This window comes from Sphingomonas sp. SL1004, assembly GCF_057815015.1.
In genome coordinates, this window is the sequence record NZ_JBYMUX010000001.1 from 4,322,869 (window position 1) to 4,348,711 (window position 25,843).

Annotated in this window: 24 protein-coding genes; 16 read left to right on the top strand and 8 right to left on the bottom strand. The window is 64.6% G+C overall.

From position 1 onward, the window contains the following. Positions 1–3 precede the first annotated feature (3 nt). Positions 4–375 carry a hypothetical protein gene (locus AC3D24_RS19915; protein ID WP_489032793.1) on the top strand — a complete coding sequence of 124 codons (372 nt, stop codon included), beginning with the start codon at positions 4–6 and terminating at the stop codon, positions 373–375. Between the two features lie 12 nt (positions 376–387). Here the strand turns inward: AC3D24_RS19915 and AC3D24_RS19920 are convergent, their stop codons facing one another. The 6 genes from AC3D24_RS19920 to AC3D24_RS19945 form a co-directional block, all read right to left on the bottom strand. Further along, on the bottom strand, positions 388–1,140 hold the full coding sequence (locus tag AC3D24_RS19920; RefSeq protein WP_489032794.1) for a 3'(2'),5'-bisphosphate nucleotidase CysQ: 753 nt from the start codon (positions 1,138–1,140) through the stop codon (positions 388–390). Continuing rightward, a complete protein-coding gene (cysN, locus tag AC3D24_RS19925) occupies positions 1,137–3,086 on the bottom strand; it encodes a sulfate adenylyltransferase subunit CysN (protein ID WP_489032795.1) in 1,950 nt (649 codons plus the stop codon). The genes AC3D24_RS19920 and cysN overlap by 4 nt, the downstream gene beginning before the upstream one ends. Beyond that, positions 3,086–3,991: a sulfate adenylyltransferase subunit CysD gene (gene cysD / locus AC3D24_RS19930; protein WP_489032796.1), complete on the bottom strand. Its 906-nt coding sequence runs from the start codon at positions 3,989–3,991 to the stop codon at positions 3,086–3,088. Before cysD ends, cysN begins: the two co-directional genes overlap by 1 nt. A gap of 81 nt (positions 3,992–4,072) precedes the next feature. Continuing rightward, positions 4,073–5,323 carry an MBL fold metallo-hydrolase gene (locus AC3D24_RS19935; RefSeq protein ID WP_489032798.1) on the bottom strand — a complete coding sequence of 417 codons (1,251 nt, stop codon included), beginning with the start codon at positions 5,321–5,323 and terminating at the stop codon, positions 4,073–4,075. Continuing rightward, complete coding sequence (locus AC3D24_RS19940) at positions 5,320–6,330, bottom strand: zinc-dependent alcohol dehydrogenase (protein WP_489032800.1); 1,011 nt, start codon at positions 6,328–6,330, stop codon at positions 5,320–5,322. The genes AC3D24_RS19935 and AC3D24_RS19940 overlap by 4 nt, the downstream gene beginning before the upstream one ends. A gap of 13 nt (positions 6,331–6,343) precedes the next feature. Beyond that, complete coding sequence (locus AC3D24_RS19945) at positions 6,344–7,165, bottom strand: SDR family NAD(P)-dependent oxidoreductase (protein WP_489032802.1); 822 nt, start codon at positions 7,163–7,165, stop codon at positions 6,344–6,346. A 180-nt stretch (positions 7,166–7,345) separates the two neighbouring features. Here AC3D24_RS19945 and AC3D24_RS19950 point away from each other — a divergent pair, with 180 nt between their 5' ends. After that, positions 7,346–8,215 carry a helix-turn-helix transcriptional regulator gene (locus AC3D24_RS19950; RefSeq protein ID WP_489032803.1) on the top strand — a complete coding sequence of 290 codons (870 nt, stop codon included), beginning with the start codon at positions 7,346–7,348 and terminating at the stop codon, positions 8,213–8,215. A 155-nt stretch (positions 8,216–8,370) separates the two neighbouring features. On the opposite strand, the gene AC3D24_RS19955 is transcribed toward AC3D24_RS19950, so the two are convergent. Continuing rightward, entirely contained in the window at positions 8,371–9,231 is an 861-nt protein-coding gene (locus AC3D24_RS19955; RefSeq protein WP_489032804.1) for an SDR family NAD(P)-dependent oxidoreductase, read from the bottom strand. A gap of 247 nt (positions 9,232–9,478) precedes the next feature. Between AC3D24_RS19955 and AC3D24_RS19960 the strand changes: the two genes are divergently transcribed. From AC3D24_RS19960 to AC3D24_RS20020, 13 genes are all read left to right on the top strand, one after another. Beyond that, positions 9,479–10,621, top strand: a complete 1,143-nt coding sequence (locus AC3D24_RS19960; RefSeq protein ID WP_489033257.1) for a sulfotransferase family protein — start codon at positions 9,479–9,481, stop codon at positions 10,619–10,621. Positions 10,622–10,624: 3 nt separating this feature from the next. Further along, positions 10,625–11,092 (top strand): VOC family protein, encoded by a 468-nt coding sequence (locus AC3D24_RS19965; RefSeq protein ID WP_489032805.1) that lies wholly within the window; start codon positions 10,625–10,627, stop codon positions 11,090–11,092. Between the two features lie 13 nt (positions 11,093–11,105). Continuing rightward, positions 11,106–11,915 carry a sugar phosphate isomerase/epimerase family protein gene (locus tag AC3D24_RS19970; protein ID WP_489032806.1) on the top strand — a complete coding sequence of 270 codons (810 nt, stop codon included), beginning with the start codon at positions 11,106–11,108 and terminating at the stop codon, positions 11,913–11,915. Between the two features lie 11 nt (positions 11,916–11,926). Next, the gene (locus AC3D24_RS19975; RefSeq protein WP_489032808.1) at positions 11,927–12,304 is read left to right on the top strand and encodes a VOC family protein; all 378 of its coding nucleotides are present in this window, start codon (positions 11,927–11,929) and stop codon (positions 12,302–12,304) included. Positions 12,305–12,494: 190 nt separating this feature from the next. Beyond that, complete coding sequence (locus tag AC3D24_RS19980; protein ID WP_489032809.1) at positions 12,495–14,765, top strand: TonB-dependent receptor; 2,271 nt, start codon at positions 12,495–12,497, stop codon at positions 14,763–14,765. Between the two features lie 197 nt (positions 14,766–14,962). Next, on the top strand, positions 14,963–17,482 hold the full coding sequence (locus AC3D24_RS19985; protein WP_489032811.1) for a TonB-dependent receptor: 2,520 nt from the start codon (positions 14,963–14,965) through the stop codon (positions 17,480–17,482). Between the two features lie 187 nt (positions 17,483–17,669). Continuing rightward, positions 17,670–18,374 carry a TetR/AcrR family transcriptional regulator gene (locus tag AC3D24_RS19990; protein WP_093400210.1) on the top strand — a complete coding sequence of 235 codons (705 nt, stop codon included), beginning with the start codon at positions 17,670–17,672 and terminating at the stop codon, positions 18,372–18,374. A gap of 141 nt (positions 18,375–18,515) precedes the next feature. Continuing rightward, complete coding sequence (acuI, locus tag AC3D24_RS19995; protein WP_489032813.1) at positions 18,516–19,499, top strand: acrylyl-CoA reductase (NADPH); 984 nt, start codon at positions 18,516–18,518, stop codon at positions 19,497–19,499. 19 nt (positions 19,500–19,518) lie between these two features. After that, positions 19,519–21,207: a class I adenylate-forming enzyme family protein gene (locus AC3D24_RS20000; protein WP_489032815.1), complete on the top strand. Its 1,689-nt coding sequence runs from the start codon at positions 19,519–19,521 to the stop codon at positions 21,205–21,207. Continuing rightward, positions 21,204–21,617, top strand: coding sequence for a nuclear transport factor 2 family protein (locus AC3D24_RS20005; protein ID WP_489032817.1), 414 nt, complete (start codon positions 21,204–21,206; stop codon positions 21,615–21,617). The genes AC3D24_RS20000 and AC3D24_RS20005 overlap by 4 nt, the downstream gene beginning before the upstream one ends. A 130-nt stretch (positions 21,618–21,747) precedes the next feature. Continuing rightward, on the top strand, positions 21,748–22,917 hold the full coding sequence (locus AC3D24_RS20010; protein WP_489032818.1) for an FAS1-like dehydratase domain-containing protein: 1,170 nt from the start codon (positions 21,748–21,750) through the stop codon (positions 22,915–22,917). Positions 22,918–22,927: 10 nt separating this feature from the next. Continuing rightward, positions 22,928–23,689, top strand: coding sequence for an SDR family NAD(P)-dependent oxidoreductase (locus AC3D24_RS20015; RefSeq protein ID WP_489032819.1), 762 nt, complete (start codon positions 22,928–22,930; stop codon positions 23,687–23,689). 14 nt (positions 23,690–23,703) lie between these two features. Further along, complete coding sequence (locus AC3D24_RS20020) at positions 23,704–24,123, top strand: nuclear transport factor 2 family protein (RefSeq protein ID WP_489032821.1); 420 nt, start codon at positions 23,704–23,706, stop codon at positions 24,121–24,123. Positions 24,124–24,340: 217 nt separating this feature from the next. Here the strand turns inward: AC3D24_RS20020 and AC3D24_RS20025 are convergent, their stop codons facing one another. Then, entirely contained in the window at positions 24,341–24,778 is a 438-nt protein-coding gene (locus tag AC3D24_RS20025) for a cupin domain-containing protein (protein ID WP_489032822.1), read from the bottom strand. Positions 24,779–24,978: 200 nt separating this feature from the next. Here AC3D24_RS20025 and AC3D24_RS20030 point away from each other — a divergent pair, with 200 nt between their 5' ends. Further along, entirely contained in the window at positions 24,979–25,761 is a 783-nt protein-coding gene (locus AC3D24_RS20030) for a hypothetical protein (RefSeq protein ID WP_489032824.1), read from the top strand. Positions 25,762–25,843: the final 82 nt, after the last annotated feature.

The window sequence follows — 25,843 nt, forward strand, 5'->3', positions numbered from 1 at the left end:
GATATGATGGATATCGAGTTCGACGAACGCCTGGGGATCCTTCGATGCATCTCGCGGGGGTCGACATCACTCGCGGACATCGAGGCGTTCGGTCGCAAGGCGACATCGCTACAGGCACGGGCACGGGCCCGGCTCGGCAACTGTCTCATTCTGGTCGACGCGTCGGAGACGCCGGTGCACACCAAGGAAGCCGCGGCGCATTTTTCCGAGATGGCGGCGACGCGGTTCAAGGCGGGTGATCGCACGGCGATCCTGATCGCCTCGGCACTGGCCAAACTCCAGTCGCAGCGCATGACCACAAAAGACGCCACCGCGTATTTGACCTCCGAAGCCGAGGCGCTGGCGTGGTTGCTGGATAGTGGCAAGGTCGCTTGATCCTGCTGGATCTCACTCCAGCGCCGGCAATGCCTTGACCAGGTCGAGCACGCGGCCCGCCAGCTCGGGCCGGCAGATCAGCAGATCGGGCAGATACGGGTCGGCGCAGTTATAGACGAGCGCTGACCCATCGGCGCGACTGACATGGAGCCCTGCCGCTTGCGCGACGGCGATCGGGGCGCAATTGTCCCATTCATACTGGCCGCCGGTGTGAAGGTAGATGTCGGCCTCGCCGCGTACGACCGCCATCGCCTTCGCGCCCGCCGAACCCATCGGCACCAGCGTCGCACCGACCGCGTCCGCGACCGCCACCGCCTCGCGCGCCGGACGCGTGCGGCTGACCAGCATGCGAAGGGGATCGCCCGCCGGTGCGAGCGGCTTGGGCGCGCCCGATGTCAGCGTGAGACCAAGCCCCGGCAGCGCCACCGCGCCGACCGTCGCCACCCCGTCGATCGCCAGCGCCACATGCACCGCCCAGTCGGTGCGGCCTTCGCCATATTCGCGGGTGCCGTCGAGCGGATCGATGATCCACGCGCGGCGCACCGAACAGCGATCGCCATTGTCCTTTTCCTCTTCCGACAGGATCGCGTCGTCCGGTCGCGCTGCACGCAGCGTCCGCATCAGGAAGGTGTTGGCCTGCGCGTCGCCGGTCTTGCCCAGATCCTTGCCGGTCAGACCGCTGTTCGCCTGCAACCCGAGCAGGATTTCGCCCGCTTCGGTCGCCAGCCGCTCGGCGAGACGGACGTCGCTTTCAATCACGCTCATTTGAGGGGCATGATCTTGCGGACGATGAACTCGGCGGCTTCGGCCGGGGTCATCTCGACCGTGTTGACGCGGATTTCGGCGTTGAGCGGCGCCTCGTACGGGCTGTCGATCCCGGTGAAGTTCTTCAGATCGCCCGCCCGCGCCTTCTTGTATAGGCCCTTCACGTCGCGACCTTCGGCCACCTCGAGCGGCGTATCGACGAAGATCTCGATGAATTCCCCCTCGGGCAACATAGACCGCACCAGATCACGTTCCGCACGGAACGGCGAGATGAACGCGGTGAGGACGATCAGCCCGGCATCCGCCATCAGCTTCGCCACCTCGCCGACGCGGCGGATATTTTCGATCCGGTCGGCCTCGGTGAAGCCCAGGTCCTTGTTCAGGCCATGACGGATGTTGTCGCCGTCCAGCAGGAAGGTGTGCCGGTTCATCAGGCTGAGCGACTTCTCGACCTCGTTGGCGATGGTTGACTTCCCGGCACCCGACAGCCCGGTGAACCACAGCACCGCGGGCTTCTGGTTCTTCAGCGCGGCATGCGCGTCACGTCCGGTGTCGGTCGCCTGCCAGTGGACGTTCTGCGAACGCCTGAGGCTGAAGTGGACCATACCCGCCGCGACCGTCGCATTAGTAATCTTGTCGATCAGGATGAACCCGCCGAGCACCTTGTTCGGTGCCGCTGGACCTTGAGCGCCGCCCTGCGCGTACGGCTCGAACACGATCGCGCGATCCGTGGTGATCTCGGCGACGCCGATCGCGTTCAGCTCCAGCGTCTTGGCCGCCAGATGCTCCATCGTGTTGACGTTGACCTGGTATTTCGGCTCGCGGACCGTGGCCGACACCATCTGCGTGCCAAGCTTGAGCCAATAGGAGCGGCCGACGATCAGCGGTTCGTCGTCCATCCAGACGATCGTCGTCTCGAACTGGTCGGCGGTTTCGGGCGGCGCCTCCGACGCGGCGATCACGTTGCCGCGCGAGCAGTCGATCTCGTCGGCGAACGACAGCGTGACGGACTGCCCCGCCACCGCTTCGGGAAGATCACCGTCGAGCGTCGTGATACGACTGATCGTCGAGGTCTTGCCGCCGGGCAGAATGCGGATCGCATCGCCGGGCTTGACGATGCCGGCGGCGACCTGTCCCGAAAAGCCGCGGAAGTCGAGGTTGGGGCGGTTGACCCACTGCACGCCCATGCGGAACGGCTTGGCCTGATCGTCGTCAACGTCGACATCGACGGATTCGAGATGCTCCATCAACGTCGGCCCGGTGTACCACGGCATGGCGTCCGACTTCAGCGAGATGTTGTCGCCCTTGAAGCCCGAGATCGGCATCGGCGTGAAACTAGTGATGCCGATGCTCTTCGCGAACTCGGTATACTCCGCGAGAATCTCGTCATAGCGCGCCTGGTCGTAACCAATCAGGTCCATCTTGTTGATCGCGAGCACCAGGTTCCGGATGCCGATCAGATGCGCGAGATAGCTGTGGCGCTTGGTCTGCGTGAGCACGCCCTTGCGCGCGTCGATCAGGATCACGGCGAGGTCGGCGGTCGATGCGCCGGTCACCATGTTGCGGGTATATTGTTCGTGGCCGGGGGTATCCGCGACGATGAACTTGCGCTTTTCGGTCGAGAAGAAGCGGTACGCGACGTCGATCGTGATGCCCTGTTCGCGTTCGGCCGCCAGACCGTCGACCAGCAGCGCGAAATCGATCTCCTGCCCTTGCGTGCCGACGCGCTTGCTGTCCGCCTCGAGTGCTGCGAGCTGGTCCTCGAAGATCATCTTCGAATCATACAGCAGGCGTCCGATCAGCGTCGACTTGCCGTCGTCGACCGAACCGCAGGTGATGAAGCGCAGCATCGTCTTGTGCTGGTGCTGGTCGAGATACGCGTCGATGTCCTCGGCGATCAACGCCTCGGTCTGATACACCGAATCCTGGGTGGCGATGTCGCTCATCAGAAATAGCCCTCTTGCTTCTTCTTTTCCATGCCCGCGCCGCCGGCGTCCTTGTCAATCGCGCGGCCCTGTCGCTCGCTGGTGGTGGTCAGCAGCGTTTCCTGGATGATCTCGGACAGCGTCGACGCCGTGCTTTCGACCGCGCCGGTGAGGGGGTAGCAGCCGAGCGTTCGGAAGCGGATGGAGCGTTCAACGGGAACTTCGCCGGGGGCGAGTGGGAAGCGATCGTCGTCGACCATCAGCAGCATGCCGTCGCGTTCGACCGTCGGCCGCATGCCGGCATAATAGAGCGGGACGATCGGGACGTCGTTGAGCTGTATATATTGCCAGACGTCGAGCTCGGTCCAGTTCGAGATCGGGAACACCCGAATGCTCTCGCCCTTCGATTTCCGCGCGTTGTAGATGTTCCACAATTCGGGCCGCTGGTTCTTCGGATCCCAGCCATGCGTCGCGGTGCGGAACGAGATGATGCGTTCCTTGGCGCGCGACTTCTCCTCGTCGCGCCGGGCACCACCGAAGGCCGCATCGAAGCCGTGCAGATTGAGCGCCTGCTTCAGCCCCTCGGTCTTCCACATGTCGGTGTGCAGCGCGCCGTGGTCGAACGGGTTGATCCCGCGCGCGATCGCCTCGGGATTCTGATACACCAGCAACTCCATGCCGGCGTCGCGTGCGGCCTTTTCGCGGAGTTCGTACATCGCCTTGAACTTCCACATCGTGTCGACGTGCAGCAGCGGGAAGGGCGGCGGCGAGGGATAGAAGGCTTTCCGCGCGAGGTGCAGCATCACGGCCGAATCCTTCCCGACCGAATAGAGCATCACGGGGCGCTCCGCCTCCGCGACGACCTCGCGCATGATGTGGATCGCCTCCGCTTCGAGCCGCTCCAGATGTGTCAGTGTCTTGGCCATGATATCGTGTCTCCGCTGGGCTGCTTGCCCGGCGCCGGGCGATCCCGGCAATCAATGCATTCTTCGGCGGGGAAGCGTGCGCTATCCCGCTGCGGGCTCCGAAGTGATGCGGGCGTCGGCGTCGGCGATCTCCGCCTTCAGCCACATCGTTTCGCTGAGGTTCGAGCCTGCGGACGTCGCGGCGAGGCATTCGAGCGCCGCCTTCTTCACCCTGAGCGCATTCGCATCGGCCGGCTCGGCGGACAGCGCGATGTCGACGAGATGGAGCGCCTCGAGCGGCTTTCCCGCTGCGACGTGCGCCTTCGCACGCGCGACCAGGGCCGAGGCGCCGGCGAGTTCCGCGAGATCGGCGTCGACCGCGGTGCGGGGCACGCCGTACAGGCCGGTCGTGCCGTCCTCATAATGGAACCAGCCGGCATTTTCCTCCCAGATCGCGCGTACGACCCATGACGTCTTGCCGTGGAATTCACCGATCTGGCCGTCTGCCGGCAGGGTGATGTCCTGCATCAGCTGGTGGACGGTCTTGCCCGCGTTCATGCCGGCGATCGTCTCGCGTTCGATATGGGTGACCGCGGCGCGCATCGCATCCAGGTCGGCGCGAATTTTCGCCGCACCGCGGATCGGTTCGCCGTGGCCTGTCACGACCAGTTCAGGCTCCAGCGCGCGCACCGCGTCGAGCGACTTGAGATAGGCGCGGATGAGACGCGGACGGTCGCCGCGGATCGTCACGAGGTTGGGCATCGCGCGCCACACCGGGCCGAACAGGTTGCCGGTGAAGATCGTCCGTTCCTCCGGCAGCCAGACGAAGACGGCGCACAGCGTCTCGCCGCCAGGAGTCTTGTGGACCTCGAATTTGCGACCGCCCTGTTCGAAGGCTTCGACGTCGGTCACTTCGATGTCGGGCACGATCTTGGGTGGGATGGGCGGGGGGGCGTTGCGGCGCGTCATCGATGCCCATAATTTGCCCGAGCGGCGCCCGAGGAACGGGGCGAGCTTGTCGAAATACTCGGCGGTCTCGGTGAAGCCGGCGCCGGCGATGACCTGCGTGCCGTCCTCGCGCTGTTCGGGGAGCGCGCCGTAGTGGTCGGCATGGCTCTGCGTTAAGATGATCCGCGTGAGCGGGCCGGTGCGATGCGGCGCGAACAGCGTCTTGTTGCGTTCGCCGTTGCCGATGAAGCCGGTGTTGACGAGCAGGTCGCCGTCCTTCGTCGTGACGAGATAGGCGCTCGATATGTCCTTCACCATAAAGATGCTGTCGGTGATCGCCTCGGCGTCGGTCTGGCCGGCACCGGCCATTACCAGCGCGCCCAGCGGTGTCTGCTTTTCGCTCATGAACCGGCTCCTTCGAAATAGATCATCACTTTTGCCGAGGCGGGCGTCGCGGCGATCTTCAGGCCGTCGAGTACCGCGTCGAATGGGAGGCTGTGGCTGATCATCGCGGCGATTTTTTCCTCCAACCGCGGCATCGCGGCGATCACGTCGGGGAATTCGGTGGGGTAACCGACCGCGGTGGTGATCGTCATCTCGCTGGTCAGCATCGGGCCGGCGGGCAGTTCGATCGGCTTCAGATAGGCGGCGGTGATGACGTGGCGCGCGTGACGCTTCGCCATCCGCACGACGTCGCCGAGGATCGAAGGCGCACCGGCGGCGTCGATATAGGCGTCGGTGCTTGCGCGCTCGCGGCCGAAATATAGTTCCGCGCCGTGATAGGCTTTGACCTGCGCGACGAGATCCTCGCGTGCCGGATTGATCGTCCGCGCACCGAGGTCGCGTGCGCGCGCGAGCCGTTCGTCGGCGAGATCGACCGCGATCACGTCGCAGCCGCGATCCACCGCCCACATCACCATGCCAAGGCCGATCGGGCCGCAGCCGAAGATCACAAGCTTGCTGCCCGCGGTAACCTCGGCTCGATTGATACCGTGGAGCGCGACCGCGAGCGGTTCGCACATCGCCGCGACGTCGTAGGGAATGCCCTCGGGGATCGGCAGCAGGCTGTGACCGAGTTGGCCTTCGCGAACCAGCAACTCCTCGGTGAACGCACCCTCGGGGCCGCCACTGCCGATGAAGCTCGGCGTGTTCATCGGGTTGACGATGACCGCCTGGCCGATGGTCAGGCCTTCGACCTCGTCGCCGACGTGCATCACCTCGCCCGCGCCCTCATGGCCGAGCGCGGTCATCGTGCCGGCCACGGGGATGCCGCCATTCTTGATGTACGAAAGGTCGCTGCCGCAGATCCCGCAGGCCTTCATCCGGACGACGACGTCCTTCGGACCGTGTTCGGGACGCTCGTAGGGATCGAGCCGGACGTCGTCTATGTGATGGATGGTCAGGCGGCGCATGCCGTGTCCCCGATCAGAAGGCGTAAGGCGGATAGATGGCGCTGCCGCCGTCGATTACGATCGTATCGCCGCTGTGGAAGCGCGAGGCGTCGCTGGCGAGATAGGCGCCGATGCCCTCGAAATCCTCGATCGTGCCGGGGCGACGGATCGGCGTCTTGGCGGAGAAATGCGCGTCGACCGCCACGATCCGCGCCTGCATCTCCGGGCTGTGATCGGCGTCGCTGCCGATGCTGGTCTTGGTGTAGCCTGGCGCGATCGTGTTGGCGCGGATTTCGTATTTGCCGAGCTCGGCGGCCATCCCGCGCACCGCGGCGCCCATCCCGCCCTTCGACGCGGCGTAGTTGTTGATGCCGGGAATGCCGTGGAACATCGACAGGCTGCCGCAATAGACGAGGCTGCCACCGGGTTCGCCGGCTTCGGCGCGCGCGACCATCGCTTTCGCCCCTTCGCGCAGGGTGAAGAACGCGCCGTGGAGGTTGACCGCGAGCAGATCATGCCACTCGGCCGAGTCAAGCGTGAGCACCGATCGCGATTTGGACGAACGGCCGGAATTGGCGAAGACGCAGTCGATCCGTCCGAAGTCGGCGAGCAGTTTGGCATAGCCGGCGACGATCTCGTCTTCGGAAGACACGTCGACCTGATAGGTTTCGACACGGCCCGTGCCGGCGTCTTCGAGTTGCGCCTTGGCGGCGGCGTTCTTGTCGGCGTTGCGTGCCCAGATCGCCACGTCGCCGCCCATCTTCGCAACGCCGAGCGCAAAGCCCAGGCCGATGCCGCTGTTGCCTCCTGTGACGAGCGTTACCTTGCCTGTGCAGTCGAAAAGAGTGTTCGCCATCACATCCTCCTGCCACGCCCTGGTTTGCCCGGGCTGGTCCTTGCGGCCAATGTGCGGGTATCGTGCGCGATCCCGCAATCGACCTGCCTGTCGACGGCCGGCCAATATGTCGCTAAACAGCCAAAGGTCGACGCGGCGATGCTGCGCGGTAGGATCTCATGCTGCGCGGGAGAACGGGCAATGGAGACGGATACCTATACGCAGTCCGCATTCGAGGCGGAGTTGCCGATTCCGCGCGGGATGGCGCGGATCATGCGGTTTTCGAACGACCAGCCGACCAACCACGTCTTCCGCCGCGGCGCGCATTACTGGCTCGACCTGTGCCTGACGCCGCGTCCTGAAAAGGCACGCGGCTGCTATTCGGAGCGGTGGGGGCCGCACCGGTTCGAGCGGCTGGGCGAGATCTTCCTCGTGCCGCCCGGCGAGGCGCTGCACGTCCGCACCGACGCGGGCGACAACCAGGCGTCGATCGCGTGCGAGATCCACGCCGACTCGGTCGATCACTGGCTCGAGACACCGCTCGAATGGACCGATCGCCGGCTGGAGGGCGGGCTAGATATCGTCCACCCGTATATCCGATCGTGCCTGTCGCGGCTTGCCGAGGAGATGCGGCATGGCGGTACCGGCAGCGCGGAACTGGCGGCGATGATCGCCGGGCAATTGGCGATCGAACTGGCGCGCTATCTGGAGGCAATCTCGGAGAGCCCGATCACCGGTGGGCTCGCGTCGTGGCGGTTGCGATTGATCGACGAGCGGTTGCATCGGAGTGGGTCGACGCCGTCGCTGGGCGAACTGGCAGATTTGTGCTCGGTCTCGATCCGCCAGCTTACGCGCGGGTTTCGATCGAGCCGCGGGTTCACGATCGGCGACCATATCGCGCAGACCCGGATCGAGATGGCCAAGCGCGCACTGGCCTCCGACGACAGCATCAAGTCGATCGCGTTCGCGCTGGGCTTCGCGTCGCCGTCGAGCTTTTCCTACGCGTTCGGTCGCGCGACCGGGGTGACGCCGTTGCGGTTCCGCCAGCGGCATTTGCGGGGGCGGGAGTAGGGGCAAAACCTACCGTTCAATACTCCCCCGCCAAGGGGAGGTGGCTTGCGCTTGCCAGACGGAGGAGGCGGTAAACGACACATCGGTCGCGTGTCCTCCCCCTCCGTCGCCTTCGGCGCCACCTCCCCCTGGCGGGGGAGGATAAGATTGCGCTGTCAGCCCTCCGCCAAGGCGATCAGTCGTTCGCTCTCCCGCCACAAGCGTTCCACGTTCGCGTCGTCCAGCGCGAACGGGTTGGGGGGCATCTGCGTACGCTGATGGTAATAGCCACCGGTCGATCGTCCGGGGTCGTCGGCGGTGGCGAGCCAGATCAGCGCGTCGGCACCGGCCTCCGGGCTCATCGTCGGACGCGTGCGGATGTGCGCCTGCGTCGTCGCATCGGCGTGGGTGATGAAGTTGGTATCGACCGTACCCGGATGCAGCGATTGGACGACGATGCCGTCGTCCGCCAATCGCGACGCCAAGCCGCGCGCGTGCATCACGTTGGCGAGCTTGCCCTGGCAATAGGCGCGACCGGCGAGGAACGCGTCGAACAATTGTAGATCGTCCCAGTGCAGGCCGGGGATCATCTCGCCGCCGTCAGACGAGGTGTTGACGATTCGAACGCTGCCCGCGGGCGCATCGCGTGCCGCTGTGCGCAACAACGGCAGCAGGCGGTTGGTGAGCAGGAAGGGGCCGAGGTGATTGCCCGCGAAATTCTCCTCGAGGCCCTCAGGCGTGACGACCATGCGGTTCGCCATCCCGCCGGCGTTGTTGATCAGCACGTCGATGCGGGGCGTGAGCGCGGCGATCCCGTCCGCCGCGCGCGTCGCCTCCGCCATCCGCGAGAGGTCGGCGCGGATCATGTCGACTCTGCCGCCGTTCGATGCCGCGCGGATCTCCGCTTCGGCCGCAGCGGTACGCGCGGGATCGCGGCCGAGCGCGATGACATGCCACCCGCGCGTCGCGAGCGTCCTGGCGGTTTCCTTGCCGATCCCCGAGCTTGCGCCGGTCACGACTGCCACGCGTAATGCCATCGATACTCTCCCAATCGCCCCGCCCGTTATCGGCCTATCGTCCTGCCAAACATGGTCTGGAGCAATTCATCGAGGGTGTTTCGGTGGCGGGATCGCGGGCGCGATGCTGCGCAGCATGACGCCCCGGCGTTGTGGCCGGATCTGGATATCTCGGCCGGATCGCTACATCGAACGGCATTGGCGCAACGGGAAGCACTGCGCATGATGCCGGCAAAATATGACATTGGGAGAGAATGCTGTGAGCCAGATGCTCGTTTCCGACGCGCTTATCGAACAGGCCATGACGACGACCGGGCTCGACCGGTTCGATTCCACTTCCTATCGCGAAGGGCTCGATGTCCTGCTCGCGGACTATAATTCCTATGACCACCCCGAGCCTTTGATCGAACGGATGCGCGGCGGGCTGGTCCAGTCGCTGGTCGATCGGCTGAAGACCACCGACTATCTCGCCAAGCGCCCCGAACTACTGACCCGACCGGTCGAGCGGCCGTTGTTCGTGTTCGGCATGCCGCGGACCGGTACGACGCTGCTGAGCAATCTGCTCGCGTGCGATCCGGCGCGACGCTCCGCGCTGACGTGGGAGATCGAACAGCCGGTGCCGCCGCCGACGACCGCGACGCTGAAGACCGATCCGCGCGCGATCGCCAAGCTGGAGCAGGAAAAGGCGATGCTCGCCGCGCGGCCCGAGATGGGGAAGTATTATCGCAATTCGGCGGTGTATCCGAACGAATGCATGTTCTTCATGATTCACGACTTCAAGGGGCTGGCGTTGGAGTCGCGCGGCAAGCTGAAAGCGTATCGCGACTGGCTGTTCCAGACCGACATGACGTCCGTCTACACCTATCACAAGCGCTTCCTCCAGCTGTTGCAGGCGGATGCGCCGGGTGCGTGGAGCCTCAAGATGCCGAGCCACGCGCTGTGGCTCGATACGCTGCTCGAGACCTATCCGGATGCGCAACTGGTCTGGGCGCACCGCGATCCGTTTACCGCGACCAGCTCGTTCTGCAGCATCCTGTCGATGGCGCACCGGGGCTATACGGGGAAGGTCGATTATGAGTGGCTGGGCGAGGATTGCCCGTACCAGGCGCAGCTGCATCTCGACCGGATCATGGACACGCGCGAACGGCTGGGCCACGACCGGATCGTCGACGTGCATTATGCCGACGTCATGCGCGATCCGATGGCGACGATCCGCAAGCTCTACGCCGACCTGGGCGACACCCTGACCCCCGAGGCGGAGGCGGCGATGCAGGCTTGGCTCGACGAGAACCCGCAGGGCAAGTTCGGCAAGCACGAATATGCGCTCGATCAGTACGGCCTGTCGGTTGAATCGTTGGCACCGAAGTTCGACCGCTATCTGTCGCAATACGACGTCGCGCGGGAGGGATGATCGGTGAGCATCGGTCGCCATTACCAGAACGCCTATGTCACGCGCGACGTCGACAAGGCGGTCGCCGGCTTCAAGCTCCACGCCGACGTGCGGACGATCATCGAGATCGAGACGCCGGTCCAGGTCTGGACACCGCAGGGCGAGGGGCGGGGCGTGCAAAAGCTCGCCTTCGTGTGGGTCGAGGACCTGAACTACGAGCTGATCCAGCCGATCGAGGGCGACGTGCTCGCAATTTACCGCGACGCGTTGCCGGCGGGTGACGCGCTGGCGTTCCACCATGTCTGCCACCGGGTCGACGATTGGGATGCGGCGATCACGCAGATCGAGGCACAGCCGTTCCCGGTCGTGCTGAAGGGCGGCACGGCGGGGCTGCTGCAATTCGCCTATACCGACACGCGGTCGTGGCTCGGGCATTATACCGAATATGTGTGGATGGTGCCCGATCGCTGGGCCGGGATGGGCGGACGATGACACAGTACAGGTCATGAGCCGGCTGGGGATCGAGTTGCTGAGCGTATTCGGGCTCGATCCGGTCGCGCACGTGCATCTGGCGGCGGATCTCGGATGCGGTCATATCTCGAGCGGGCTCGGCCCGGCGCCGTTCAACCCGCATGGCTATGCGGCGTGGTCGTTGCGAGAGGATGCTGCGTTGCGGCGCGCGGCGATCGCCGCGATGCGCGAGCGGGGGGTGACTATTTCGCTTGGGGAAGGCTTCGCAATACGGCCGGGTGTCGACATGCGCGACCGTGCGAAGGAGTTCGACCTGATGGCGGAACTCGGTGCGGAATGCCTAGGCGGTGTGGGTATGGAGCCGGATGCGTCGCGGTCCGACGACCAGTTCGCGGCGTTGGCGGACATGGCGGCGGCGCGGGGGATGAACGCGACGATCGAGTTCGCGCCGGGCCTGGCGATCGGTACGCTCGGCGCGGCGGTTTCGCTCGTCGGGCGGATCGACCGGCCGAACTTCCGCGTGTTGGTGGATGCGATGCACCTGTTTCGCTCGGGCGGGACGTGTGCGCAGCTTGCCGCGCTCGACCCGGCGCTGATCGGCTATGCGCAACTGTGCGACGTGCCGCTGGTCGCGACCGAGCCCGACTATTTCCGCGAGGCAAGTTTCGAACGGCGCGCGCCGGGGGAGGGGGAACTGCCACTCGCCGAACTCATCGCGGTGCTGCCCGAGACCATCGCCATCGGCCTCGAAGTGCCGATGTTCGCGCGTGCCACTGCCGGCGAGCCACCGATTGAGCGGTTGCGCCCCGCTGTCGTCGCGGCGCATGCGTTGCTCGGCAATTAAGGAGACCAATGATGTTGACGGTAGCACGGTTCGGGACGCGCGACGTGGCGCGGGCGCGCAGCTTCTACGATCCGATCGCAGCGATGGTAGGCGCGAACATTGCGTATGATCGGCCGAACATGATCGCGTACAAGGGCACGGATGGCGCGATGCTGTTAATCGGCCTGCCGTTCGAGGGCGAGGCGACGGTCGGCAACGGGACGCAGGGCGGCTTCATGGTGGCGAACCGCGCCGATGTCGATGCGGTCCATGCCAAGGCCCTCGAACTCGGCGGCAAGGACGAAGGCGCGCCCGGCGTGCGCGGCGACGATCCCGATGGCTTCTACGGCGCATATTTCCGCGATCTCGACGGCAACAAGCTGTGCGTGTTCCGCTTCGGCCCGGCCTGACGGTAGGCCACGGCGGACCGAAGAGCGGCGGACGGCATTTCTATCGCTGCCACGATATCCAATAGGCAAGGCGTCCGCCACGCGGATATCGCGTTACATGGTCACCCCCACCGCTTAATAGACACGGGTGTCTACTTCCATCGCGGGGAATTGGACCCGGAAAACATAAAACGCGGCGGGGAGAACGTGGGTGAGGGTTTCGGCTGCTCGAAGCATCGCGTCGGTTGCCGTATTGGCGACCATGCTGGTGATCGCGGATGCGGCGGTCGCCCAGACGGCGCCCGCGATATCGCCTGAACCGACCGCCGACACGCCGATCGAAGGCGAGATCATCGTCACCGCACAGCGCCGCGAGGAACGCTCGCGCGACGTGCCGATCTCGATCACCAGCATCAGCGAGGCGCAGCTCGCGACCGCCAACATCAACCAGCTTTCGGATGTCGCACGCGTTACGCCGGCGCTCCGCTTCGACAGCTCGGGCAGCTTTTCGCAGCCGACCATCCGCGGCGTCGGCACCGCCGTCACGACGTCCGGGGGCGGTCCCAATGTCGGCATCTACGTCGACGGCTTCTATGTCGCCAATCCGGAGGCGACCGCGTTCGACCTGACCAAGACGCGCAGCATCCAGGTGCTCAAAGGACCGCAGGGCACGTTGTTCGGGCGCAACACGACGGGCGGCGCGATCCTCGTCACCACCGCCGAGCCGAGCACCAAGCCGGCTGCCGAGTTCAAGGCGACCTATGGCCGGTTCAACGCGCAGACCTATCAGGGCTATGCGACGGTCGGGCTGAGCGATCGCATCGCGGTCGACGTCGAGGGATTGCTGCGCAAGGGCGATGGCTATTTCCGCAATATCGCGAACGACGACGACAAGGTCGGCAAGTACGAGAATTGGTCGGTCCGCACCGGGATCAAGGTCGATGTCACTGACGGCATCTCGGTACTGTTGCGCTATACGCATTCGAAGACCGACGATCCGACGCTGCTGCTGACCAACGCCTATGTCGATCCGAACGGCGGATCGGGGTTCTACAGCCGTGTGCCGACCGCGGCCTACGGTACCAATGACAGCACCGGCCGCGCGCTAGTCTATGCGTTCGCGCCGCCATCGACTTATACGACGCGGCCGGGCGACGTCATCAACGTGCCGTCGACACCGACGCGGTTCACCAACAAGACGGACGCATTCCAGGGTACGATCAAGGCCGATCTCGGGTTCGCCGACCTCACCTCGTACACACAGGTGCGCAAGGACGACGCGGTCAATCTCCAGGATCTGGATGCGACCGCGATCCCGCTGTTCAACATCAACCTCGGCATCGGCAACCGCACCTTCACGCAGGAATTCCTGTTTACGTCGAAGCCGGGCGGGGCGCTGCAATGGACCGCGGGGCTGTATTATTTCCGCAACCGCGACACCTATTTCGTCAACGCGGCGTTCGGTCCGCCGCCGTACATGCCGTTCGGCGGATCGAGCACGACGACAAAATCCTATGCCGCGTTCGTCGACGCGACCTACGAGCTGTCGCCCAAGCTCTTCCTGACCGCGGGCGTCCGCTACGGCCACGACGTCGTCGGCGACGCGTATTTTCTGATTCCCGTGACGCAGGTCCGGTTCGACGTTCCCGACTACAAGACCAACCGCGTCACCCCGCGCGCGGTTCTGCGCTACAAGCCGAGCGACGTGTCGAGCGTCTATGCGTCGTTCAGCCGTGGGTACAAGGCAGGCATCCTTAACGTCGGCGGTGCTTCCGCCGTACCGATAAAGCCCGAGGGCATCGACGCGTTCGAGGTCGGGTACAAATATGACGACCGCCGCCTGTCGTTCGACATCGCCGCCTATTATTATTTCTACAAGAATTTGCAGGTGTCGAGCTTCCAGAGCGGGCTCGCGCTGATCACCAACGCGGCGAGCTCGCGGATCGGCGGAATCGAATCCTCTGCGCGCTACAAGCTGACCAGCGCGTTCGATCTGACGATCGGCGGCGCCTACACCCACGCGCGCTACCGCAATTTCACGCAAGCGCCGTTCTACAGCTATTGCGACCCGACCGGCGCGGTTCCGTCGCTGGTGTGTGGTGCGATCGGCGCGGGCTCGATCACGCAGACTACCAACGACTCCAGCGGCTACCAGATGCAGCGTGCGCCGGATTTCACCGGCAATGTCGGCGCGACCTATCACACTGCGCTCGTGGGCGGGAAGTTCAGCCTGTCGGGCAATCTCTATTACACGTCGAGTTTCTATTTCGACGCGTCGAAACAGTATAAGCAGAAAGGCTACGAAGTCGCTGCGTTGCGCGTGCAATGGGTTGATCCGTCGGACCGCTTCACGCTTGCAGTGTTCGGTGACAACCTAACCGACAAGCGATACCGAAACCAGGTATTGTTCAACACGCTTGGGATCGGTGCCGTGTGGAATTCCCCTCGGACATGGGGTGTCTCGCTTGGCGCCAAGTTCTGATTTGAAACTGAAACCGACTAAGTAGGCCGCGGTGTAACTTCGGCAAATCGTGATGGCGATATATACGGTTGCTAAAGTCGTAAGACCTTATCGGCCGGGCAAATTCAGCCATAAGGGTATCGTAGATTATTCACGCGATCCGTAATGCCATCGCAAGAAGCGATGACGTGCAGGCCGCGCTTGGGGAGGATCGTATCGTGAGGACACTTTCGACGAATACCTTGATCGGTGTCAGCCTCATCGCGCTGGCCATGCCGGCGTCGGTGATGGCGCAGGCCGGTACCGCAGCCGCTCCAGCCACGGCATCGTCTGTCGACCCGGCAGCACCTCCAACGACCGTTGCGACCGCACCGGTCCCGCAGGCTGCAGCGCCTGCGGCCGCACAGGCGCTGTCGCCCGACAGCGACATCATCGTTACCGCGCGTCGGCGTGAGGAAAGCATCCAGGACGTTCCGGCGGTGGTCAATGCGGTCACCGCGGCGGAAGTCGCCAAGCTCAACCTCCGCGACTTCCAGGAAGTCTCGACGATCGTCCCGGGGTTGAGCCTGAGCAGCAATTCGAACGGTACCGGCGGCAACGCGCAGCTTCGCGGCGTCAACTTCGACATCAACGCCAGCGGCCAGAATCCGACCGTCGAGTTTTATCAGAACGATGCGCCGATAACCGCGGGTGTGGTGCTTCAGCAGCTTTACGACATCGGCCAGATCGAGGTGCTGCGCGGGCCGCAGGGCACGCTACGCGGTCGTGCTTCGCCATCGGGCTCGATCACGGTCACGACACGCAAACCCGACCTCTACAAGGCGGGAGGCTATGCGAACCTGACCGGGAACACGATCGGAACGCTTAACTTCAACGGCGGCCTCAGCGTGCCGATCATCGAGGGTATCGCTGCGATACGAGTTGCCGGACTCATCAACGAAGACGAAGGCAATCGCGTAAAGACCGTCAATCCACGGATCGATGGTCGCGATCCCTATACTCAGACGCAGAGCGGCCGCGTCAGCGTGCTGGTGACGCCGGTCGACGCCTTGCGGCTCGAAGGCAGCTTCCAGCGGCTAGATCGCAAATCGCGGCAGTTCGATCAGGTCGAATCGTTCAATCAGGTGAACCCGGGGGCCGCCGCCAGCCCGTTCACGATCCGTGCTGAAGATCGACTCAGTAATCAGGAAACACCGCGCACGATCCATCAGAAATACGACATCTACAACGGCCGCGCCGAACTGGCGCTTGCGGGCCAGCGGTTGATCTATCAGTTCCAGCATTACACGCAGCTGATCGATTCGAACCTTGGCCAGGATTACGGCAACGTCTTTCCGGGGTTTGATTACAATTATTTTTCGGGCACCAACGTGAAGTCGACGTCGCACGAACTGCGCCTGCAAAATGAGGAGCGCGTCTTCGGCGCATTCGATTACGTGCTCGGAGTGTTCGACAACAAGAACAGCTCGCCGACGGACCTGCTGATCTCCACGCCGGTTTTCCTTCCCGCGGCGCTTGGTGGCAGCCTTGCAACGACGGTGCAGACTCCCGTCGGTCGCCGCGGCAAGACTCACGAACAATCGGTGTTCGGCAATTTGACGGCGCATATCGGCGACCGGACCGAAGTCGCTGGCGGCTTGCGCTATATCGATTACCAGAGTTCGGGCTCGTTGCTCCAGCCGGGGATCGTCATTCCCGATCCGTCGGTCAAGGACAACAAGCTGATCTACAGCGCGTCGGTAAAGCATAATTTCACGCGCGACCTGATGGTCTACGCCAGCACCGGCAGTTCCTATCGTCCCGGCATCAACGCCGTCGGTGATTTCAGCGTACAGCAATCGGCTCTCGAACAATCGTTCCTGAACCTGCCGCCGGAGACCTCTAAGTCTTATGAAGTCGGCTTCAAGAGCACCTTGATGGATGGGAAGCTGCGCCTCAACGCGAGCGCCTTCCACCAGAAATTCGACAATTTCGTGTACCGCGCGCCGGGCGTGAATGGCCAATCGGGCATCTATTACGTCAACTACAACCGCACGGTGACCAACGGCGTCGCGACTATCGTGCCGCAGGTGAACCAGTTTAATTTCGTCGCGGCGGTGCCGGTTACGGTCAACGGCGTCGAGGGCGAAATTGGCTACGACGTCGGCAGCCGATTGAAGTTCAATCTGGTCGGCAGCTATGCGTTGGGCAAGATCAAGAACGGAACGATCCCGTGTAACGACCTGAACGGCGACGGCATTCCCGACGCTACGATCACCGCGCCAAGCGTCGCGCAGCTGATCGGTCGGGTCGGGGCAAATAACCTGAGTTCTTGTTCGGTCAGCCAGCGGTCATCGTTCCAGCCGCCGCTGAGCGCCACTTTGCAGACGGAGTACGGCGCGCCAGTTACGGACGGCACCGATGCCTATATCCGCGGTCTTGCGAGCTATTTCGGCAAGTCACAGAGCGATCCGTCGAACATCTACGACAACGTGAAGCAATATGTGATGGTCAACCTGTTCGTCGGTATCCGCGATCCGAAGGGCAACTGGGAAATCAGCCTGTTCGCCAAGAACCTGTTCGACACGGTACGTGTCCTCAGCCGGACTGATCCTCTCAGCTCGACCTATCAGGTTCTTCAGCCCCCGACGTTCCGCTCTGCCGCGGCGGTCACAACGACGAGCACCTACACGGGGATCACGACCACCCCGCCTCGCGAATTCGGTCTCAACGCGCGCTTCTCGTTCGGGTCGCACTGAGCCAAGGTTCGAGGCCGACATGAAGGCTGGTGGCGGATGATTGGAAATCGTCCGCCGTTCGCTTTTCCATGCGGTATTGCGCAGTGTTGCTGTCCTAGCTCGAAAAATGCGCTACGGCGTTGGACCAGCGAGGAACTTGGCTACCGGGCATGCTTACGCGGGGCCGGGCCAAAGAGGGGGAATGTGTATGACCAACGTCCGCACACGTCGCCCCCGGGATCCGGTTGCGACGCGTGAGGTAATCCTGTCGGCAGCACGGGAATTGCTGGCGCGCGATGGCCCGGACGGGATGAGCGTATCCGCCGTCGCGACGCTCGCTGGGGTCAACCGCGGCACGGCCTACCAGCATTTCACGACACGCGAACAACTCGTCGCGGCGACCACGCAATCGGTGTCCGACCAGCTGTTCCATGCCGCATTCGGCGATCCGGCGACCGTGAAGGATCGCCGGGTCGAGGATGTCGACATCACCGCGCTGACCACTACGCTTGCCGATTTCGCGGTCGACAATCCGGCGCTGTGCCGCATCTGGTTCCTGCAACTGCTGGCGTCCGACGAACCGGCGCACGATCCGTTCTGGCGCGAATACGCCGGATCGCTGCGGCGGTTCACGCAGACCGATATGGCCCAGCCGGGGATCGACAGCGACGTCTTCTCGTTGCTGATGCTCGCCGGCAATTTCCTGTGGCCGGTGTGGACCAAGACGCATGAGAAGACCGATGCCGAACGTCGCGAACTCGCGCGACGGTTCGCACAGGAAAGTCTGCGTCTGTCGATGCACGGCACGATGCGCGCAGAGTGCTTTCCGGAGATCGAGGCGCTGATCGCAGCGTCCGATGCCGACCACGATGCGGGGCGACGCACGTCGAAGCGGACGTCGCGCACGGCGTAACGGGTGGGCGATGAATCGCCGGCCGCCAAGTAATTCGGTGGCAAAACCGGGCTATAGTCTGGAGGATGGCGTCGCAGCATTTCTCGACGCGACGGTCCGGATAACACCCGATGGTCGCGTCGCCACTTCCGGAGAGCGACGATGTTTTCAGCCATCCTGATCGACAAGACCGATGCCGGCCAGACCGTAGCCGTCACGCAGGTCGACGAAGCCAATCTGCCGGAGGGCGACGTCACGATCGACGTCGCCTACTCGACGCTCAACTACAAGGACGGCCTCGCGATCACCGGCAAGGGCCCGGTGGTACGCAAGTTTCCTATGGTGCCGGGAATCGACCTTGTCGGCACCGTCCGCGAGTCCAGCCATGCCGACTGGAAGGCTGGCGACACCGTCGTGCTCAACGGCTGGGGTGTCGGCGAGACGCATTGGGGCGGGCTCGGCCAGGTCGCGCGGTTGAAGGGCGATTGGCTGGTGTCGCTGCCGTCTGCGTTCACGCCGAAGCAGGCGATGGCGATCGGGACGGCGGGATACACCGCCGCGCTGTGCGTCGAGGCACTGGTTTCGGCGGGCGTTACGCCCGACAAGGGCGAGGTCCTGGTGACCGGCGCGACCGGCGGCGTCGGCAGCGTCGCGGTCGCGTTGTTGGCGAAGCTCGGCTTCACCGTTGTCGCGGCGACCGGCAAGGCGTCCGAGGGCGATTACCTGAAGACACTCGGCGCGACGTCGATCATCGACCGTGCGGAACTCAGCGCACCGGGCAAGCCGTTCCAGAAGGAGCGCTGGGCGGCGGTGGTGGACTCGGTCGGCAGCAACACGCTCGCCAACGCGGTCGCTGCGACCAAATATGGCGGCGTCGTCGCGGCGTGCGGCCTTGCGCAGGGGGCGGATTTCCCGTCGTCGGTGATGCCGTTCATCCTGCGCGGTGTCAGCTTGCTCGGGATCGACAGCGTCATGGCGCCGAAGGCCAAGCGCCTGACGGCGTGGCAGCGGCTGGCGAACGATCTCGACCCGGCGCTGCTCGACTCGATCGCTACCGAAGTCGGCCTCGCGGACGCGGTGCAGGCTGCGGCGGACCTGATTGACGGTAAGGTGCGCGGCCGCGTGCTGGTCGACGTGAACCGTTGACCCAAACGACAGGCGCATCATGACCGAACCGCTCCCTTCGATCGTCGCCGGGCCGCCGCTTGCGGACGAGCCCGGCATCGGCGCGCTGACGCTCGGCGGGTGGTTGCGCGAAGTCACCGCGCTGTACGGCTCGAGCGAAGCGCTGGTGCTGCACGAGGCTGGGCTGGACGGCGTCGAGGTGACGATCCGCTGGTCTTATGACGACCTATGGGAGCGTGCGAACGCGGTCGCCCGCGCACTGATCGCGTGCGGGGTCGGGAAGGGTACGCGGGTCGGCGTGCTGATGACGAACCGGCCGGAATTCCTGTCAGCGGTGTTCGGTACGGCATTGGCGGGTGGGGTGGCGGCGACGCTCAGTACGTTCTCGACGCAGGCCGAACTGGATCACCTGCTGCAAAGCTCGGCCTGTTCGGTGCTGCTGCTCGAACGCACGGTGCTCAAGAAGGATTTCGTCGAGACGATCGGCGCGCTGGAGCCGGACATCGCGACCGCGACGCCTGGTATGCTGGCCTCGCTGCGGTTTCCGTTCCTGCGCCACATCGTATCGATCGGTGGCGGCGACGACGGCGGTGGTGCCGTGGAGGCGTGGGATGCGTTCCTCGGGCGCGGCGATGGCGTGGCGCAGGCGCTGGTCGATGCGACTGCGGCGACCGTCACCCCGGCCGATCCGGGCGTGCTGTTCTTCTCGTCGGGATCGACCGCCAAGCCCAAGGGCATTCTCAGCGCACACCGTGGCCCGACGTTGCAGCTATGGCGCTGGAAACGCTTTCTGCAGGCGGGGCCGGATGCGCGCGCCTGGTCCGCCAACGGGTTCTTCTGGTCGGGCAATTTCGCGATGGCGATCGGCGGCGCGCTGTCGAGCGGTGGCAGCCTGATCCTCCAGGCGATTTTCCAGCCCGAGGAGGCGCTGGCGCTGATGGAGCGCGAGCGGGCGACGATGGCGTTCGCCTGGCCGCACCAATATGCGCAACTGGAAGGCGCTGCGAACTGGGCGGACGTCGACCTGTCGAGCCTGCATTACGTCAACGTCGCGCTCGCGAATCACCCGACGATCGACACCGACTGGCAGGAGCCGTGGTCGGCGTACGGCAATACCGAGACCTTCACGATCAGTGCGATTTACGATTCGGGTACGCCGGAGGCTAAGGCGGGCGTGGGGCACGGCTATCCGCTGGCGGGCAACGTGTTCAAGGTCGTCGATCCACTGACCGGCGCGGTCGTGCCGCGTGGCGAACGCGGTGAACTCGCGGTCAAAGGCGCGACGATGATGCTCGGTTATATCGGCGTGCCGCTCGACGAGACGCTCGACGGCGAGGGATTTTTCCGAACCGGTGATGGCGGTTATTTCGATGTGCAAGGCCGGCTGCACTGGGAGGGGCGGCTGAACGACATCATCAAGACAGGCGGCGCCAACGTCTCGCCGATCGAGATCGATACCGTGCTGAAGGCGCTACCCGGCGTGAAGGTAACGCAGACGGTCGGCGTGCCGCACGACACGCTGGGCGAGCTGGTCGTGACGTGCATCGTCCCGCATGTCGGCGCGACACTCGACGAGGAGGGCGTGCGTCGCTTCGCCAAGGAGAGTCTCGCTAGCTACAAGGTGCCGCGCCGCGTGCTGTTCTTCGGCGAGCACGAACTGGAACTGACCGGTAGCGCGAAGATCAAGACGGCGGACCTGAAGGCGCTGGTCGTCAAGCGGCTGGCGTGAGCGATGGCGCCGATCAGGCGCTGGCGATCGCCAATCTGAAAGCGCGATACTGCCGCGCCGCGGATACTGCGGCAGAGGACGTCGTGGTGGCGCGGGCGATGTTCGCCGATATCTTCACCGCGGATTTCGTTGGCGATTACGGGTACGGGCTGCTGCACGGACCCGCCGCGATCACCGACTTCCTGTGCGACGCGATAGCGGGCGGGAGCGTTTGGATGATCCACATGCTCCACTCGCCGCGCATCGATATCGACGGCGATAGCGCGACCGGCGAATGGGTGGTCACGGCGCAGTCGAGACGCCGTGAGACCGGCGAGATATCTCTCGTGCTCGGTCGCTATGCCGACGTGTTCCAGCACGGCGAAGACGGCTGGCGGATCGCGCGGATCACCTTCTCGCGGCCTGTCTGAAGACCGCCAAACCGCTCCCGCGATGCCTGCGGAACGCTCCCGCGATGAGTGCCGTGGCCGCCTTGCCTTTTGTCCGGGCCGCCGGACAACAGGCGCAACGATCGATCCACGGATCTCCCAGGAGCAGGCCATGAGCACCATTCTCGACACGTCCGATATCGATACGTATCTGGGCAAGCCGATGCAGCCGGCGCGGATGGTCGATCCGTTCGCGAACAACGATATCCGCCGCTGGGTGCAGGCGATGCATTACCCGAACCGCCTGCATTACGATGCGATGTACGGCATGCAGAGCCGCTTCGGCCAGTTGGTCGCGCCGCAATCCTTCCCGGTGACGATGGACGACGGCCACGGCTCCGCGCCGTCCTGTATCGGCCTCATTCCCAATTCGCACATGCTGTTCGGCGGCGACGAATGGTGGTTCTACGGTCCGCGCATCGTCGCGGGCGACCGGGTGTGGAACGAGCGCATCCCGTTCGACTATACCGTCAAGGAGACCAAGTTCGGTGGCCCGACCTGTTTCCAGCGCGGCGACAATTTCTACTACAACCAGCACGGCGACTTGATCGCCAAGCAGCGGTCGACCTCAATCCGCTACAGCCAGGCGGCGGGGCAGGCGAACACCCCGACGGACAACCAGGACGATCCGGTCTGGGGCGACGAGGAACTCGAGGCGCTGGAGACACGCAAGTTCGCCTGGATCCAGATGCTCCATGACCTCGGCCACAGTGCGCGCTATTGGGATACGGTGAAGGTCGGCGACGTCCTGCCCGAACGCGTGTTCGGGCCGCATTCGATCGTCAGCTTCACCACCGAATGGCGCAGCTACACCTTCACGCAATGGGGCAGCATGCATCGCCGCACCGACCTGAACATGGCCGAACTCGGCTTCACCGGGCCGATGGCGGGGCCCGAGCAGGACCCGACCGAAGAAGCGATCAATCCCGAGAACACCGATGGCGCCTATATCGGGCCGTCGCGCGGTCATCTGTTCCCGCGCTGGGCCCGCTTCATCGGCATGCCACGCGGCTATGGCTACGGCGCGTCGATGGGCGCGTGGATCACCGACTATCTCGCCGGCTGGGCGGGCGAATGGGGCATGGTGCGGCATAGCGCGTGCAATTACCGTAGCCCGGCGCTGACTGGCGACATCACGATCCAGACCGCGACCGTGACCGACGTCTTCATCGATGCGGCCGGCCGCCACATGGTCCAGATCGAAACGAAGATGCAGAACCAGACCGGCGCGACGCTGGCAACCGCGAAGGCCGAGGTCGAACTGGCCAAGCGGCCGGCGTGAGGAACCAATGATGACGGGAAAATTCTCGGGCAAGACCGTGCTCGTGACGGGCTCGGCAGGCGGGCTCGGCCGCGCCTATGCCGAGGCTTTCGCGCGCGAGGGTGCGCATCTGGTGCTGGCCGATCTGAAGCTGGACGGGCTCGATGAAAGCAAGGCGCTGGTCGAGCGCGCGGGGGGCAGCGCATCTGTCCACCGGGTCGATCTTGGCGTCGAAGAGGATATCCTCGCGTTTGCGGCCGAGGTGCTGGCGCTGCACGACAGCCTCGACGTGTTGATTAACAATGCGGGGATGCACGCGGGCGAGATCCAGCGCGGGTTCTTCGGGCTCGGCATGGCGAAGTGGCAACAGTTCTTCGCCGTGAACACGCTTGGGCCGGTCCTGCTCGCCGAGGCGCTGCGACCCGCGCTCGCCAAGGCGAAGGGGTTGATCATCAACAAGTCTTCGATGGCGAGCTACACGCCCGCGACCGCCTACGGGATCACCAAGGCGGCGCTCAACGTCTTCACGAACGCTATGGCGATGCAGTTCGGCGCGGACGAGATACGCTGCGTCGGGATCGCGCCGGGACTGATGCAGACCGAGGCGGCGCGCGGCGGTGTCGCCGACGATACGTGGGAGCGGTTGAAGGGCATGCAGTCGGTCAAGCGGCAGGGTACCGCCCAGGATATCGCCAATCTCGGCGTGTTCCTCGCGTCGGACGAGGGCAGCTTCGTCAACAACCAGACGATCCTGTGCGACGGCGGCAACCAGATGCGCGGCTTCCGGTTTTGACGAAGGCCCCGGTTTTGACGGAGATCGCGTTCGACGACTGGCTGGCGATCGCGAATGTGAAGGCGCGGTATTGCCGATTGCTGGACACGAAAGATTGGACAGGGTTCGCTGCGCTGTTCGCCGAGGACGCGGTGATCGACGCGACCGCATCGGGCGGACCGCGGCTCGACGGGCGCGATGCGGCGGTGGCGTATATCCGGTCGTCGCTGGAGCCGGCGGTGACGGTGCATCACGTCCGTTCGCCGGAGATCGAGATCGATGGCGACGGCGCGCGGGCGGTCTGGGCGATGAAGGATCGGCTGACCTGGCCGAACGGGCGCGTGCTGGACGCCGCGGGGCATTATCATGAGCGCTATGCGCGGGTGGGCGGTGTGTGGCGGATTATGGAGTCGCGGCTGACGCGGTTGTTTGTCGACATGCGGGTCGCGGAATAAGGGCACCGGAGCCGGGTCGTGGCAGGAGCAGACCATCGGGTGCGCAGGCTGTCTCAATAGCGCCTCCTGCTCGCATCTTGTTCTCCCGCGAAGGCGGGAGCCCAGTCTGGGTCCCCGCCTTCGCGGGGAAACATGGTGGTGGCGCGCTACGGTCTCAACGGTGCGCCTCCTCGGAGGAGGCTCTGTAGCGTCGGGGGCGCAGATTAGATGATCGATACTAGCCGAGCGCGGACGGCGGCGGCTCGTTCGCCCAGTTCTCGCGACTGCGATTCACCGTACCCACCGCCTTCTCCCAGAACGCCGGATTGTCCGCCAGCAGCTTGATGTCGAAGCTGTTCGAGCCGCGGAACTCCAGCACCTCCACGCCGTCCGCGCCCGGTACGTAATGATAGGGTACGTCGGCGCCGACGAAGAACCCATCGCCCTTCGCAAGCGTCTCGGTGCCGACGCGAAGAGAACCGGCGACGATATAATAGAGGCAGTCGACGTCGTGCGTGTGGCGGGGCAGGGGAAAGCCGCTCTTGAACCAGGCGTGCGTCAGGCTGAGGCCGGGCATCTCGAACAGCAGCTTGACCGTCGTACCCTCGAGCATCCCGGCATCGATCGCAGCGACCGCGCCGGTCATCTCGATCTCGGTCGGCATGCCCTGCGACATGATGCCGCTTTCCTCGAAATCGCGCGCGTCGGCGGCGCGGAAGAGCGCGAAGCGAGAGTTGGTGGTAGCGATCGGAGGTCTCCTGGAGCGACGCGTGGAGGATGTTACATGCCGCCCGATGGGTCAAATCGCACCCGCGATATGGCTTTCGTGCGCCACGGCTTAGACCCCTCCCAACGCGCAAAGCGAAGGGACGAGGGATGAGCCTGTACACGACGATCCACCTTCACAACGTGTTGGCGGGGCGCGAGGATGCGTACGCCGCATGGTTCGACGGGCCTCACCGCGACGCGCTAAAACGGCTGCGCGGGTTCGTGGCGGCCGATCGGTACGAGGTGACGCCCGAACAGGTCATGCCCGACATTCCGCAGCCGTGGCGGTTCGTGAGCGTCTATGATTTCGACTATCCGGCGCCGGCAATCGACCTGCCCGCGCTCGCGCCGCTGCTCGCCGAGGCACGCGATGCCGGGCTCATCGACGATGCCGACGAGAGCGAACGTATCCACAGCTATGCGATGTATTCGGACTGGGTATCCAGCCCCAACCACCAACCCGACAAGCCGTTGTCGGGCGTCAGCATCATTCTCGCCAATTTCGTTGCGGGTCGCGAGGCGGAGTATCAGCAATGGTACACCGACGTGCACGGCCCGGAAGTGACGCGCGTCCCCGGCAAGGTGGCGATGAAGCGCGGCCGCCTGTCGCCGCTCCAGGTCGAACCGGTCCGCTATTGTCCCGGCAGCGACCTGGTCCTGTGCGCGCTCCAGACCGACGACCTGCTGTTCACGGTGAAGGACTTTAGTGCCCGCGCACGTGGTGTTTCGCCCAGCGGGGTTGCGATGGCGCCGCGATCCTCGGCCGGTTCCTTCGCGCGGACGGTGCATTATTTCCGCAAGGTCAGCGGCGATGCGTTCTGGCCGGGCGGGGTCGCGTATGACGGCGACCTATCGGTCTATCCCCCCGACTTTGCCCGACCCGTGGGCTGAGTTCGGCAAGCATCGCGCGCACGATACGGTCGGCCCTTGCCGCATGCGGCGCGCGCGGGGCACTTAACGTCAAAGCATAAGG